The organism is Pseudomonas sp. W3I7 (genome assembly GCF_030816095.1).
Taxonomy (GTDB): Bacteria; Pseudomonadota; Gammaproteobacteria; order Pseudomonadales; family Pseudomonadaceae; genus Aquipseudomonas; species Aquipseudomonas salomonii.
The window spans coordinates 5,868,931-5,882,083 of the sequence record NZ_JAUSXP010000001.1; the positions used below are offsets into that span (position 1 = coordinate 5,868,931).

Below are 13,153 nucleotides of genomic sequence, written 5' to 3' on the forward strand. Positions count from 1 at the left end.
CGTAACGAAAAAGACCTCCTTCGGGAGGTCTTTTTTTTGCCTGGCGTTCAGCGAGCCGGGGCGTGGCGGTCGAGCATGTTGCCCACCATCAAGGTGCCAAGGGCACTGAGCTGGTGAATCGCCAGGACGGTATCGCGGTGCTTGCCTTCCAGTGCCTCGGACAAATCAAGCAACAAGGTGCTGACTGAGGAGAAGGCTTCGAAGCTGTTGATCAGCAGGGATTCGTCGTCGCTGCCTGGGTCGATGGTGAAGACGGATGGAGGCGGATTTGGGGTTGCTTTGAACATGTCTTAACTTCCTCGAATGAGGCCGCCATCGACTCGCTACTAAACGATAGGGTGGCAGCTATGCGCAGGTTAGTAGACCGGGGAAGTTAAGCAAAAGCCGGCGCACCCGAAGGTGCCCTACGCACAGCCGCCATAAAGGTCGGAGTGGTACGACTTAACTTAACCCTCAGGCTACTAAACCTGATCGCTGATGAGCAGCGACCGAGCAACCTTAGAGACGACAAGCCAGCCGTACAAGCCGGCGGATTCTGGCGCACCTGTAGGCAAGCACGCAAGTTAAGGTAGCCTCTGGCTGACGCTGCCCGAAACCTGCAAACCCAATCAAAATGTGGGAGCGGGCTTGCTCGCGAACGCGGTGTATCAGTTAATGCATCGGGTGACTGACACACCGCCTTCGCGAGCAAGCCCGCTCCCACAAGGAGATCTACGTTGAAACATAAACTTGCATTCGCCCTGTTGTTCGCCTGCGCCACAGCCAGTGCGGCGCCGCCCACTCTGGAGCCTTTGCTCAACAGCATCGCCGAGCGCCTGGAGATTGCCGACCAGGTAGCCCTGAGCAAATGGGACAGCCACAAGCCCGTAGAGGACAAAAAGCGCGAACAAGAGGTGATCGCCAGCGTCGCCGCCCAAGCGCCCGACTACAAACTCGACCCCGCCGCCGCCGAGCAGTTTTTCTCGGCGCAGATCGAGGCCAATAAACTGGTGCAGTACACCCACCTGTCCGACTGGCAGTTCCAGGGCAAAGCGCCCGACGACCCGCGTCCGGACTTGGTAAAACAGATCCGACCACGGCTGGACCAACTGCAAAAAACCCTGCTGCAGCAACTGGCCGATTTCACTCCCCAGCGCAGCGACCCGCAATGCCCGCAGTGGCTGGCCACCGCCGTGCATGAGCCGCTGAATGATCCGCTGCGCCAACTGGCAATGATCCGCGCCACCGCCGAGCTGTGCATCTACAAAGGTTAAAGCCTGCAAACCCAATCAAAACTGTGGGAGCTGGCTTGTCGGGACGCCGCATCGCTGCGATAGCAATGGTGAATGTGCCACCGCTATCGCAGGCAAGCCAGCTCCCACATTGACCCAGTTCCTCCAGACAATTTTTCGTCAGCCCTTACTTCCTGAACAACCTTCACAAAACCGCACTATATTGGTGCGACAGCCTGCACACTTCCCACCCATTCAGCCCATTTTGGTTCGATTCTTCTCGATCACGCTGGCAGAACGCCACAGTTTCGCGCCTAAAACCCTTATTTCAGGGGTTTAACGCTTCTTTTCGGAGCCTTGGTTTGGTTTTTGCATTTTCCTTGTATCAGCGTGTGCCTCAAGCCCGCGCCTTGCTCCAAAAGAGGTCCCGATGACCATCAGCGATGCACTGCACCGTTTGTTACTCGACAACCTGACCACCGCGACCATCCTGCTCAATGACGACTTGCGTCTTGAGTACATGAACCCGGCGGCGGAGATGCTCCTGGCCATCAGCGGCCAGCGCAGCCATGGGCAGTTCATCAGCGAATTGTTCACCGAGTCGGCCGAGGCCTTGAGTTCGTTGCGCCAGGCCGTGGAGCAGGCGCACCCGTTCACCAAGCGCGAAGCGATGCTCACCGCCCTCACCGGCCAGACCCTGACCGTCGACTACGCCGTGACCCCGATCCTGAGCAATGGCGCGACCCTGCTGTTGCTCGAAGTGCACCCGCGTGACCGCCTGCTGCGCATCACCAAAGAAGAAGCGCAGCTCTCCAAACAGGAAACCAGCAAAATGCTGGTGCGCGGCCTGGCCCACGAGATAAAAAACCCCCTCGGTGGCATTCGCGGCGCGGCGCAGTTGCTGGCCCGTGAGCTGCCGGAGGAGCACCTCAAGGACTACACCAACGTCATCATCGAGGAGGCCGACCGCCTGCGTAACCTGGTGGACCGCATGCTCGGCTCCAACAAGTTGCCGTCCCTGGCGATGACCAACGTGCACGAAGTGCTGGAGCGCGTGTGCCAGCTGGTCGAGGCCGAAAGCCAGGGCTGCATCACCCTGGTGCGCGACTACGACCCGAGCATTCCCGACGTATTGATCGACCGCGAGCAGATGATTCAGGCGGTGCTCAATATCGTGCGCAACGCCATGCAGGCCATCAGCAGCCAGAACGAGCTGCGCCTGGGCCGCATCAGCCTGCGCACCCGCGCCCTGCGCCAGTTCACCATCGGCCATGTGCGCCATCGCCTGGTGACCAAGGTCGAGATCATCGACAACGGCCCGGGCATCCCGGCCGAACTGCAGGAAACCATCTTCTTTCCCATGGTCAGCGGCCGCCCGGACGGTACCGGGTTGGGCCTGGCCATTACTCAGAACATCATCAGCCAGCACCAGGGTCTGATCGAATGTGAAAGCCATCCCGGCCACACCACGTTCTCGATCTTTCTGCCTCTGGAACAAGGAGCCCCATCGACATGAGCCGTAGTGAAACTGTCTGGATCGTCGATGACGACCGTTCTATCCGCTGGGTCCTCGAGAAAGCCTTGCAACAGGAAGGCATGACTACCCAGAGCTTCGACAGCGCCGACGGGGTGATGAGCCGCCTGGCTCGTCAGCAGCCGGACGTGATCATCTCCGACATTCGCATGCCCGGCGCCAGTGGCCTGGACTTGCTGGCGCGCATCCGTGAGCAGCACCCGCGCTTGCCGGTGATCATCATGACCGCGCACTCGGACCTGGACAGCGCTGTCGCGTCTTATCAGGGCGGCGCCTTTGAATACCTGCCCAAGCCGTTCGATGTGGACGAGGCGGTGGCGCTGGTCAAGCGCGCCAACCAGCACGCCCAGGAACAACAAAGCCAGGAAGCTCCGCCGGCCCTGACCCGCACCCCGGAAATCATCGGTGAAGCGCCGGCGATGCAGGAAGTGTTTCGCGCCATCGGGCGTTTGAGCCACTCCAACATCACCGTGTTGATCAACGGCGAGTCGGGTACCGGTAAAGAGTTGGTGGCCCACGCGCTGCACCGTCACAGCCCACGGGCGGCTTCGCCGTTTATCGCGCTGAACATGGCGGCGATTCCGAAGGACTTGATGGAGTCCGAGCTGTTCGGCCATGAAAAAGGCGCGTTCACCGGCGCGGCCAACCTGCGTCGCGGGCGCTTTGAACAGGCGGACGGCGGCACGCTGTTCCTGGATGAAATTGGCGATATGCCGGCAGATACCCAGACGCGCTTGTTGCGTGTATTGGCAGATGGTGAGTTCTACCGCGTTGGCGGGCACACGCCGGTCAAGGTCGATGTGCGCATCATTGCAGCAACGCACCAGAATCTGGAAACCCTGGTACACGCGGGCAAATTCCGTGAGGACTTGTTTCACCGTTTGAACGTGATTCGTATCCACATCCCTCGGATGTCGGACCGCCGCGAAGACATCCCAACCCTGGCCCGCCACTTCCTCAGCCGCGCCGCGCAAGAATTGGCGGTGGAGCCGAAGCTGCTCAAAAGCGAGACCGAGGAATACCTCAAGAACCTGCCGTGGCCAGGCAACGTGCGCCAGCTGGAGAACACCTGCCGCTGGATCACGGTGATGGCGTCCGGGCGGGAAGTGCACATCAGCGACCTGCCGCCGGAGCTGTTGAGCCTGCCGCAGGATTCGGCACCGGTGACCAACTGGGAACAGGCGCTGCGTCAATGGGCCGACCAGGCCTTGGCACGCGGCCAGTCGAACCTGCTGGACAGCGCCGTGCCGGCGTTCGAGCGCATCATGATCGAAACCGCCCTGAAGCACACCGCCGGCCGCCGTCGCGATGCCGCTGTGTTGCTGGGTTGGGGCCGTAATACCTTGACGCGCAAGATCAAGGAGTTGGGGATGAAGGTCGACGGTGGGGATGATGATGAGGGTGATGAGGGCTAAATCTCAAAACCACTGAAGAACCCATGTGGGAGCTGGCTTTGTGTGGGAGCTGGCTTGCCTGCGATAGCATCAGCGCGGTGTACCTGACACACCGAGGTGCCTGCATCGCGGGCAAGCCCGGCTCCCACACAAAGCAGCTCCCACATTTATTTTGTGCCAGGCCAAAAGACTGTGCACCGCTTCAATGCACCATGAACTAGCATCGCGCACATCCAGCCAGCCTGAAACACCCGCCGAATCAAGAAAAAATCAAATCGCAAAAAACACCAAAGCCCCGTATTCCGGGGCTTTGCGCTTTCTGGCGTAATTTTTTGGCACACATTGCAACTTCTGGCACGCGCCCTGCAATAACCCTTACATCACCCAGTTTCGGGGACCTTGGTACAGGCAGGCCGAGAATCCCCTCTTTACACCCGGGGTGCTTGATGCGGATCGCGTCGCGCCCCACACCCGTTTCGGGAACCTCGGTACAGGCAGGCCGGGGATTCCCTCTTTAACACCGAAGCCTTGCAAGGCTTCACCCCGTTTTGGGAGCCCTGGTACAGGCAGGCCGGGAACTCCCTTCTTTACACCCGGGGCTGATGCGGCACCGCGCCCATAGCCCCAGCCCGTTTCGGGAACCTTGGTACAGGCAGGCCGGGGATTCCCTCTTTTATTGCTCGCGCAGATGGATCTGCAGCCGCCAGCGGCCGTCGGCCTTCTCGCCTTTCCACTCCCCACGCAACGGCCGAGCCGCCACCAGGTTCAGCAGCAAGCCGCCATCGGTTTTGCGAACACGCCAGTTCACGTCCTTGTCGTTGACCTTGAGTTGCCCGCTGGCAGCCTTGCCTTGCGCGTCGAACAGCACTGCTACGGTGCCATCGACGTGTTCGCCGTGCAGCTTGGGTTCGCTGTTGAACCACACCACCACGCCGTCTGCCGCTGTTTCTACCTGCTGCAGTTCGACCGGATCCGGCGTGGTCAGGCGGCCGATCATCAGCCCGATCATCAAACCAACAATTGCCAATGAGCCCATCACCCGTGGCAATAGCTTCGGCCTTGGGTCGTCTTCAGGGGTAGAATGCAGCGCATCTTTGCCTTCGGAGCCGTGCATGTTTCACGTCATCCTTTTTCAACCAGAAATTCCGCCGAATACCGGCAACGTTATCAGGCTGTGCGCCAACAGTGGCTGCCACCTGCATTTGATCGAGCCGCTGGGCTTTGACATGGACGACAAACGCCTGCGCCGCGCCGGGCTGGACTACCACGAGTACGCCACGCTCAAGCGCCACGCCGACCTCGCCAGCTGCCTGGAGAGTTTGGGCCACCCGCGGCTGTTCGCTTTCACCACCAAAGGCTCGCGGCCGTTTCATGATGCCAGCTTTGCCGAAGGCGACGCCTTCCTGTTCGGCCCGGAAAGCCGTGGCCTGCCGGCGGAGGTGCTTGATGCCCTGCCTGAGGGCCATCGTCTGCGCCTGCCGATGCGCGAGGGTTGCCGCAGCTTGAACCTGTCCAACACCGTGGCCGTCGCGGTTTACGAAGGCTGGCGCCAACTCGGCTTCAAGTAACGCATAAACAAAATGTGGGAGCAGACCTGTGTGGGAGCTGGCTTGCCTGCGATGCAGTCACCTCGGTGTATCAGTGATACTGAGGTGATGCTATCGCAGGCAAGCCAGCTCCCACACAAGCCCGCTCCCACATTTGATCGGTGTCGTTGCTCAGAACAGCTTACTGAACAGTCGACGAACCTTCCTGTTGCATGCGCTGCAGCTCTTGCGCGTACAGGGCATCGAAGTTCACCGGCGCCAGCATCAGTGCCGGGAACGAGCCACGGGTAACCAGGCTGTCCAGGGTCTCACGGGCATACGGGAACAGGATGTTCGGGCAGAACGCGCCCAGGGTGTGGCTCATGGACGCTTCGTCCAGGCCCTGGATCAGGAAGATACCAGCCTGTTGCACTTCAGCGATGAAGGCTACTTCTTCGCCGTTCTTAACAGTCACGGACAGGGTCAGCACGACTTCGTGGAAGTCGCCTTCCAAAGCCTTTTGACGGGTGTTCAGGTCCAGCGCGACGCTTGGGGTCCATTCCTGGCGGAAGATGGCCGGGCTTTTCGGCGCTTCGAACGACAGGTCACGCACGTAGATCCGCTGCAGCGAAAACTGTGGGCCTTGAGCTTCTGCTGCTTCGGTGTTCTGTTGGTCAGTCATCGCAGATCCTTCTTGATCTTGGGGTCTTTTAGGGTTTAGGAGTCAGACGAGCAGCAGCGCATCGAGTTTACCGGCGCGCTCCAGAGCGAACAGGTCATCGCACCCACCGACATGCTTGTCGCCGATCCAGATCTGCGGCACGGACGTGCGTCCCGCTTTCTTGGTCATTTCGGCGCGCACTTGGGGTTTGCCGTCGACCTTGATCTCTTCGAAAGCAACACCCTTCTTCTCAAGCAGGGCCTTGGCTCGCATGCAGTAAGGGCACCAATCGCTGGAGTAAACGACAACCTGGCTCATATCACTTCACCAACGGCAGGTTATCGGCCTTCCAGCTGCCGATACCGCCGGACAGTTTGGCGGCGGTGAAACCGGCTTTGAGCATCTCGCGGGCATGGGTGCCGGCGTGCTGGCCTTGGGCGTCGACCAGAATAATGGTCTTGGCCTTGTGTTTTTCCAGCTCGGGCAAGCGGGCGATCAGCTTGTCCTGTGGAATGTTCAGGGCGCCGACGATATGGCCGGCGGCGAAATCCTTGGCCGGGCGAATATCCACGACAACGGCCTCATCCTTGTTGACCAGCGCGGTCAGCTCCGACGTGCTCAGGCTGCGGCCACCGCGACTCATTTCATGAGCGATCAGCAGCGCCAGCAGGATGACGAAGGCACCCGCGAGCAGGTAGTGGGCAGTGGCAAATGCAATCAGGTGATCAACCATCAAGGAGGTTCCAGGGCGTTAAAATGGCGGTAAGTATACACAGCCGTCGGGGGCGGCCAACCCCCGTAAAGCGGTGACGTGGTCGGAACTTCGCTTTAGACTGCTACTCCCTTTTCAATTGTCTTCCTTTATTAGCGCCGCGAGAGGATCTATGACTACTACGCCTAAACCTTTGGTCCTGATAATTCTCGATGGCTTTGGACACAGTGAAAGCCACCACGACAACGCCGTGTACTCGGCCAGCAAGCCGGTACTCGACCGCCTGACTGCCACCGTACCCAATGGCCTGATCTCCGGTTCCGGTATGGATGTGGGCTTGCCGGACGGCCAGATGGGCAACTCGGAAGTCGGCCACATGAACCTCGGCGCCGGACGAGTGGTATACCAAGACTTCACGCGCGTGACCAAAGCGATCCGTGATGGCGAGTTCTTCGAGAACCCGACCATCTGCGCGGCGGTGGATAAAGCCGTTGCCGCCGGCAAATCCGTGCATTTCATGGGCCTGTTGTCCGACGGCGGTGTACACAGCCACCAGGACCACCTGGTTGCCATGGCCGAACTGGCCTTCAAGCGCGGCGCCGAAAAAATCTACCTGCACGCCTTCCTCGACGGTCGCGATACGCCGCCGAAAAGTGCGCAATCGTCCATCGAACTGCTCGACGCCACCTTCGCCGCACTCGGCAAGGGCCGCATCGCCAGCCTGGTCGGCCGTTATTTTGCGATGGACCGTGACAACCGCTGGGACCGTGTCGCCCAGGCTTACAACCTGATCGCGCAAGGCCAAGGCGAATTTCACGCCGCCACCGCCCAGGAAGGCCTGCAAGCCGCCTATGCGCGTGGCGAGAGCGACGAGTTCGTCAAAGCCACCACCATCGGCGAGCCGGTCAAAGTCGAAGACGGCGACGCCCTGGTGTTCATGAACTTCCGCGCCGACCGCGCGCGCGAGCTGAGCCATGTGTTCGTCGATAGCGGTTTTAAAGACTTCGAGCGCGCGCGCCAGCCGAAAGCCGAGTTCGTAATGCTCACCCAATACGCCGCCAACATCCCGGCCCCTTCGGCATTCGCGCCGGGCAGCCTGGAAAACGTGCTGGGCGACTATTTGGCGAAAAACGGCAAGACTCAGCTGCGCATTGCCGAAACCGAAAAATACGCCCACGTGACCTTCTTCTTCTCCGGTGGCCGCGAAGAGCCGTTCCCGGGCGAAGAACGCATCCTGATCCCATCGCCAAAAGTCGCTACCTACGACCTGCAGCCGGAGATGAGCGCGCCGGAAGTCACCGACAAGATCGTCGATGCCATCGAACACCAGCGTTACGACGTGATCGTGGTCAACTACGCCAACGGTGACATGGTCGGCCACAGCGGCAACCTGGAAGCGGCCGTTAAAGCCGTGGAATGCCTGGACCTGTGCGTCGGCCGCATCGTCGACGCCCTGGAGAAAGTCGGCGGCGAAGCGCTGATCACCGCCGACCACGGCAACTGCGAGCAGATGTCCGACGAATCCACCGGGCAAGCCCACACCGCCCACACCACCGAGCCGGTGCCGTTCATCTATGTCGGCAAGCGCGACCTTAAAGTGCGCGAAGGCGGCGTGCTGGCGGACGTGGCGCCGACCATGCTGAAACTGATGGGGCTGGAGAAGCCGAAAGAGATGACCGGTACTTCGATTCTGGTCTGAAACAGTTCGGGGGTTGCTCAAAGCGAGTAGCCCGTCAATAATGAACATGAGCGCGAAACCAGTTGCCTCCAGCGGCGATAACTGGCGTAGGAACCCCGTTGATGGTTGGACATCAGCGTAGGGTGAGACCTCCACACCCCTGCTTGAGGGTGTGTATATGAATATCAAGCGCTCTAACTTAGGGCAGTTCGAGAGAACTGCCCTTTTCTTTGCCTGTTATAAAAGTTGGTAGCGTTTGTAAAGCAACTCTCCATGGCGATGCTTATTCAGCGCCTTGGCATCGGTCTGCATGAAATTCCACAACACATTGCCTGCCTGGATATTCACAACTACCAGCATCTGCCGCTTGGTTTCATACGCACCGATGAACGCCAGGCGTGCCGAACCGTCGCTATAAGCCACCCGCCAGATCTCCAGAGGCCCTGTCAGCGTATCCAGCGCGAATTTTACATATCGCTCTCTGGCGTCCTGCCGTTTTTCAACGATGTGCCGCAGCGTCGTGCGCTGGATCAATACCCTGCCCAGAGGCGAAGTTATACAAACCTGAGGGCATGCCGAGTCGGCAATCCCCAGGTTTGAAGCCACGATATCGACAGCATCGGTAATGTCTTTGCCCGCCAACACCTCCTCAAGTGCGCAAGAACGTAGAGCCCGATCGAGGCTACGCAGGTCGGGCAATCCGTAATCGAGCCAGGTTTGCTGGCCTTTTGACTCATGAACACCGGACATTGCCGATCGCGCCAACTGCCTGATTAGAGGGCTCGTGAGTCTATTCTCAGTAGCAAAAACCAGTGCAGGTGGAGCGTTTCAAAGCGTTTCTTCAATCAAGGTTTAACCCGCGAACCGCCCAATTAAATCGCCCTGAACAGGTTTTTATGACGAACGCCTCAAAGCAGTTGGCGTTGAGGCGTTTTTTTTGCGGCGCTTGGCGGGCATACTAGGCCGTCCCTTTCCCTGGTGTCGCCCGCCTCTATGCTTCGCGCCTTGATTACCCTCGCTCTAGTCTGCCTGCTCCAACCGGCGTTTGCCGATGAGCGCGCACAAACTCAACAACAGTTGGACGCTACGCGTCAGGACATTACCGAGCTGAAAAAACTGCTCGGCAAGCTCCAGGAAGAAAAATCCGGGGTGCAGAAAGACCTGCGCGGCACGGAAACCGAGATGGGCAAGCTCGAGAAGCAGGTCCAGGAGCTACAAAAAGAATTAAAGAAGAGCGAGTCGGAACTGGAGCGACTCGACGCTGAGAAAAAAAAACTCCAGAGCGCACGCGTTGAACAGCAACGCTTGATTGCGATCCAGGCCCGCGCCGCCTACCAGAGCGGCCGCCAGGAATACCTCAAGCTGCTGCTCAACCAGCAGAACCCCGAGAAATTCGCGCGCACCCTCACCTATTACGACTACCTGAGCAAGGCGCGCCTGGCGCAATTGAAGGGTTTTAATGAAACCCTGCGCCAGCTGGCCAATGTCGAGCAGGAAATCGCCGACCAGCAGTCGCAATTGCTTGATCAGAAAACCGCCCTCGACACCCAGCGCGACCAGTTGGACAAGGTGCGCAAAGAGCGCCAGCAAGCCCTGGCCAAGCTCAATAACGATGTGAAAGCCCGCGACGCCAAGCTCCAGGCCCGCGAGCAAGACCAGGCTGACCTGGGTAAAGTGCTCAAAACCATCGAAGAAACCCTGGCTCGCCAGGCACGTGAGGCTGAAGAAGCGCGGCAAAAAGCGCTGATCGCCCAGCAGGAAGCGGAAAAAAAGCGCCAGCGTGAAGCCGAGCTGGCCGCCACCACCGACGCGCCGGCGCCGCGTAAACCGGCGCGTGCAGCGCCTGGGCCGCTGGTTTCCAGCTCCGGCGAGAACTTCGGCGGCCCTTTTGCTTCAGCCCGCGGAAAACTTCCATGGCCAGTTGATGGTCGACTACTGGCGCGCTTTGGTGAAACCCGTGGCGATGACACCCGCGCCAAGTGGGATGGGGTGATGATCAGCGCCGCCGCCGGCAGCCAGGTCCACGCCGTTCACGGTGGACGTGTGGTGTTCGCCGATTGGCTGCGCGGCGCCGGTTTGTTAGTGATTCTTGACCACGGCAATGGCTATTTGAGCCTTTACGGCCACAATCAGACATTACTCAAGTCGGCAGGTGATGTTGTAAAAGCCGGTGAATCCATCTCCACTGTCGGTAACAGTGGCGGCCAGGACACCCCGGCGCTGTACTTCGCTATTCGTCAGCAGGGCCGCCCGAGCGACCCTGCACAATGGTGCCGTTCCCAAGGATAGGGCTGCATCTACATTAGGAGTTCGTTCGACATGCTGCATTTGTCCCGCCTCACTTCGCTGGCCCTGACGATCGCCCTGGTGATCGGCGCGCCTCTGGCTTTTGCCGACCAGGCTGCACCCGCCGCCACCGCTGCGACCACCAAGGCGCCGCTGCCGCTGGACGAGCTGCGTACCTTTGCCGAGGTCATGGACCGGATCAAGGCAGCTTATGTCGAACCCGTAGACGACAAGACCCTGCTGGAAAATGCCATCAAGGGCATGCTCAGCAACCTCGACCCGCACTCCGCTTACCTGGGGCCGGAAGACTTTGCCGAGCTGCAGGAAAGCACCAGCGGTGAGTTCGGCGGCCTGGGCATCGAAGTCGGCTCCGAAGATGGCCAGATCAAAGTGGTCTCGCCGATCGATGACACCCCTGCGTCCAAGGCGGGCATTCAGGCCGGCGACTTGATCGTGAAGATCAACGGCCAGCCGACCCGTGGCCAGTCCATGACCGAAGCCGTCGACAAGATGCGCGGCAAGCTCGGCCAGAAAATCACCCTGACCCTGGTACGCGACGGCGGCAACCCGTTTGACGTGACCCTGGCCCGCGCGACCATCACGGTCAAGAGCGTGAAGAGCCAGCTGCTGGAGTCAGGCTACGGTTACATCCGTATTACCCAGTTCCAGGTCAAGACCGGCGACGAAGTGGCCAAGGCCCTGGCCAAGCTGCGTAAAGACAACGGCAAAAAGCTCAACGGCATCGTGCTCGACCTGCGTAACAACCCAGGCGGCGTACTGCAGTCGGCGGTTGAAGTGGTCGACCACTTCATCAGCAAAGGCCTGATCGTGTACACCAAGGGCCGTATCGCCAACTCCGAGTTGCGCTTCTCGGCCACCGGTAACGACCTGAGCGAAGGCGTGCCACTGGCCGTGCTGATCAACGGTGGCAGCGCTTCGGCATCGGAAATTGTCGCCGGTGCCCTGCAAGACCAGAAGCGCGGCGTGCTGATGGGCACCACCAGCTTCGGCAAAGGCTCGGTACAAACCGTACTGCCGCTGAACAACGACCGCGCACTGAAGATCACCACGGCGTTGTACTACACGCCGAACGGTCGCTCGATCCAGGCCCAGGGCATCGTGCCGGACATCGAGGTGCGCAGGGCCAAGATCACCAACGAGGTCGACAGCGAGTACTACAAAGAGGCCGACCTGCAAGGTCACCTGGGCAATGGCAACGGCGGCGCCGACCAGCCGACCGGCAGTGGCACCAAAGCCAAGCCGATGCCGCAGGACGACGACTACCAACTGGCCCAGGCGCTCAGCCTGCTTAAAGGCCTGAGCATTACGCGCAGCCGTTGATATGCGTTTTGCCCTGATCATCGCTCTGCTGTGCAGCCTGGCAGGCGTCGCCCACGCGACGCCTGCCGGCGAGCCGCAAAAAGCCTACCTGACCCTCATCATCGACGACCTGGGGCAAAACCTGCCCCGGGACCGTCGCGTGCTGGCCCTGCCTGGGCCGGTGACCACGGCGATCATGCCCGACACGCCCCATGCCGCCGAATTCGCCCGTGAAGCGCACAAGGCCGGTAAGGTCGTGATCCTGCACATGCCCATGGACCCGGCCACCGGCCCGTTCGCCTGGCACCCCGAGCTGCCCATCGAAGAACTCGGCAAGCGCCTGGACGCCGCCTTCAAGGCCGTGCCCTACACCGCCGGCATCAACAACCATATGGGCAGCCGCATGACCGCCCAGCCAGCGGCGATGGCGTGGCTGATGGCCGAGCTGCAACGGCGCAACAAGTTCTTTGTCGACAGCCGCACCAGCGCGCAGACCGTAGCCGCCGCCGAGGCGCAGAAGATCGGGCTGGCGCATGTGTCGCGGGATGTGTTCCTGGATGACGAACGCACCGAGGCGGCGATTGCCACCCAATTGCAAACCGCGATCAAGCTGGCGCACAAACAGGGCTCGGTGGTGATGATCGGCCACCCTTACCCGCAAACGCTGGCGGTTCTGGAGCGTGAGTTGCCCAGGCTCAAGGCCCAGGGCATCGATTGGATTGATATCAAGTTGATGATCAGTGTGCGCAGCAACCAAGCCATGGCGGCACACGGCAAAAACGGGACCTATCTTCCGGCGCGTAGATAGTTACCGCTCGGCACCGAGTGCAC

14 protein-coding genes are annotated in these 13,153 nt (G+C 60.3%); 8 read left to right on the plus strand and 6 right to left on the minus strand.

Going from position 1 to position 13,153, the window contains the following annotated elements; translation table 11 throughout:
* Nucleotides 1-47: 47 nt before the first annotated feature.
* Nucleotides 48-287, minus strand: a complete 240-nt coding sequence (locus QF043_RS26980; RefSeq protein ID WP_058421830.1) for a DUF6124 family protein — start codon at nt 285-287, stop codon at nt 48-50.
* 429 nt (nt 288-716) lie between these two features.
* Here QF043_RS26980 and QF043_RS26985 point away from each other — a divergent pair, with 429 nt between their 5' ends.
* The 3 genes from QF043_RS26985 to ntrC all read left to right on the plus strand — a co-directional run bounded on the left by QF043_RS26985 (nt 717) and on the right by ntrC (nt 4,160).
* A complete protein-coding gene (locus QF043_RS26985; protein WP_307420831.1) occupies nt 717-1,253 on the plus strand; it encodes a chorismate mutase in 537 nt (178 codons plus the stop codon).
* Nucleotides 1,254-1,641: 388 nt separating this feature from the next.
* Entirely contained in the window at nt 1,642-2,727 is a 1,086-nt protein-coding gene (glnL, locus tag QF043_RS26990; RefSeq protein WP_056860661.1) for a nitrogen regulation protein NR(II), read from the plus strand.
* Nucleotides 2,724-4,160: a nitrogen regulation protein NR(I) gene (ntrC, locus tag QF043_RS26995; RefSeq protein WP_016979129.1), complete on the plus strand. Its 1,437-nt coding sequence runs from the start codon at nt 2,724-2,726 to the stop codon at nt 4,158-4,160. Before glnL ends, ntrC begins: the two co-directional genes overlap by 4 nt.
* A gap of 652 nt (nt 4,161-4,812) precedes the next feature.
* On the opposite strand, the gene QF043_RS27000 is transcribed toward ntrC, so the two are convergent.
* A complete protein-coding gene (locus tag QF043_RS27000; protein ID WP_305457094.1) occupies nt 4,813-5,253 on the minus strand; it encodes a hypothetical protein in 441 nt (146 codons plus the stop codon).
* On the opposite strand from QF043_RS27000, the gene QF043_RS27005 reads away from it, so the two are divergent.
* Nucleotides 5,252-5,707 carry a tRNA (cytidine(34)-2'-O)-methyltransferase gene (locus tag QF043_RS27005; RefSeq protein ID WP_065930799.1) on the plus strand — a complete coding sequence of 152 codons (456 nt, stop codon included), beginning with the start codon at nt 5,252-5,254 and terminating at the stop codon, nt 5,705-5,707. The two genes, QF043_RS27000 and QF043_RS27005, sit on opposite strands and share 2 nt — an antisense overlap.
* Nucleotides 5,708-5,867: 160 nt before the next feature.
* Here QF043_RS27005 and secB read toward each other — a convergent pair whose 3' ends face one another.
* From secB to QF043_RS27020, 3 genes are read right to left on the minus strand one after another with little or no spacing between them, the layout of a single operon-like run.
* Complete coding sequence (secB, locus tag QF043_RS27010) at nt 5,868-6,347, minus strand: protein-export chaperone SecB (RefSeq protein ID WP_012721755.1); 480 nt, start codon at nt 6,345-6,347, stop codon at nt 5,868-5,870.
* Between the two features lie 42 nt (nt 6,348-6,389).
* Entirely contained in the window at nt 6,390-6,644 is a 255-nt protein-coding gene (gene grxC / locus QF043_RS27015; RefSeq protein WP_056860663.1) for a glutaredoxin 3, read from the minus strand.
* Nucleotide 6,645: 1 nt separating this feature from the next.
* The gene (locus QF043_RS27020; RefSeq protein WP_017138635.1) at nt 6,646-7,059 is read right to left on the minus strand and encodes a rhodanese-like domain-containing protein; all 414 of its coding nucleotides are present in this window, start codon (nt 7,057-7,059) and stop codon (nt 6,646-6,648) included.
* Between the two features lie 151 nt (nt 7,060-7,210).
* Here QF043_RS27020 and gpmI point away from each other — a divergent pair, with 151 nt between their 5' ends.
* Nucleotides 7,211-8,737: a 2,3-bisphosphoglycerate-independent phosphoglycerate mutase gene (gene gpmI, locus QF043_RS27025; protein WP_307420834.1), complete on the plus strand. Its 1,527-nt coding sequence runs from the start codon at nt 7,211-7,213 to the stop codon at nt 8,735-8,737.
* Nucleotides 8,738-8,953: 216 nt separating this feature from the next.
* Here gpmI and QF043_RS27030 read toward each other — a convergent pair whose 3' ends face one another.
* Nucleotides 8,954-9,466, minus strand: coding sequence for a PBECR2 nuclease fold domain-containing protein (locus QF043_RS27030; RefSeq protein WP_307420835.1), 513 nt, complete (start codon nt 9,464-9,466; stop codon nt 8,954-8,956).
* A gap of 243 nt (nt 9,467-9,709) precedes the next feature.
* Here QF043_RS27030 and QF043_RS27035 point away from each other — a divergent pair, with 243 nt between their 5' ends.
* The 3 genes from QF043_RS27035 to QF043_RS27045 are packed head-to-tail and all read left to right on the plus strand — an operon-like array spanning nt 9,710 to nt 13,130.
* Nucleotides 9,710-11,005 (plus strand): murein hydrolase activator EnvC, encoded by a 1,296-nt coding sequence (locus tag QF043_RS27035; protein ID WP_065930802.1) that lies wholly within the window; start codon nt 9,710-9,712, stop codon nt 11,003-11,005.
* Nucleotides 11,006-11,035: 30 nt separating this feature from the next.
* On the plus strand, nt 11,036-12,343 hold the full coding sequence (locus tag QF043_RS27040; RefSeq protein WP_056860667.1) for a S41 family peptidase: 1,308 nt from the start codon (nt 11,036-11,038) through the stop codon (nt 12,341-12,343).
* Between the two features lies 1 nt (nt 12,344).
* Entirely contained in the window at nt 12,345-13,130 is a 786-nt protein-coding gene (locus QF043_RS27045; protein WP_307420836.1) for a divergent polysaccharide deacetylase family protein, read from the plus strand.
* Nucleotides 13,131-13,153: the final 23 nt, after the last annotated feature.

Excerpts from the sequence above, each read along its gene's own strand:
- QF043_RS26980 (WP_058421830.1), bottom strand. The coding sequence starts at position 287 with ATGTTCAAAGCAACCCCAAATCCGCCTCCATCCGTCTTCACCATCGAC.
- glnL (WP_056860661.1), top strand. The coding sequence starts at position 1,642 with ATGACCATCAGCGATGCACTGCACCGTTTGTTACTCGACAACCTGACC.
- ntrC (WP_016979129.1), top strand. The coding sequence starts at position 2,724 with ATGAGCCGTAGTGAAACTGTCTGGATCGTCGATGACGACCGTTCTATC.
- QF043_RS27005 (WP_065930799.1), top strand. The coding sequence starts at position 5,252 with ATGTTTCACGTCATCCTTTTTCAACCAGAAATTCCGCCGAATACCGGC.
- QF043_RS27000 (WP_305457094.1), bottom strand. The coding sequence starts at position 5,253 with ATGCACGGCTCCGAAGGCAAAGATGCGCTGCATTCTACCCCTGAAGAC.
- secB (WP_012721755.1), bottom strand. The coding sequence starts at position 6,347 with ATGACTGACCAACAGAACACCGAAGCAGCAGAAGCTCAAGGCCCACAG.
- grxC (WP_056860663.1), bottom strand. The coding sequence starts at position 6,644 with ATGAGCCAGGTTGTCGTTTACTCCAGCGATTGGTGCCCTTACTGCATG.
- QF043_RS27020 (WP_017138635.1), bottom strand. The coding sequence starts at position 7,059 with ATGGTTGATCACCTGATTGCATTTGCCACTGCCCACTACCTGCTCGCG.
- gpmI (WP_307420834.1), top strand. The coding sequence starts at position 7,211 with ATGACTACTACGCCTAAACCTTTGGTCCTGATAATTCTCGATGGCTTT.
- QF043_RS27030 (WP_307420835.1), bottom strand. The coding sequence starts at position 9,466 with ATGTCCGGTGTTCATGAGTCAAAAGGCCAGCAAACCTGGCTCGATTAC.
- QF043_RS27035 (WP_065930802.1), top strand. The coding sequence starts at position 9,710 with ATGCTTCGCGCCTTGATTACCCTCGCTCTAGTCTGCCTGCTCCAACCG.
- QF043_RS27040 (WP_056860667.1), top strand. The coding sequence starts at position 11,036 with ATGCTGCATTTGTCCCGCCTCACTTCGCTGGCCCTGACGATCGCCCTG.
- QF043_RS27045 (WP_307420836.1), top strand. The coding sequence starts at position 12,345 with ATGCGTTTTGCCCTGATCATCGCTCTGCTGTGCAGCCTGGCAGGCGTC.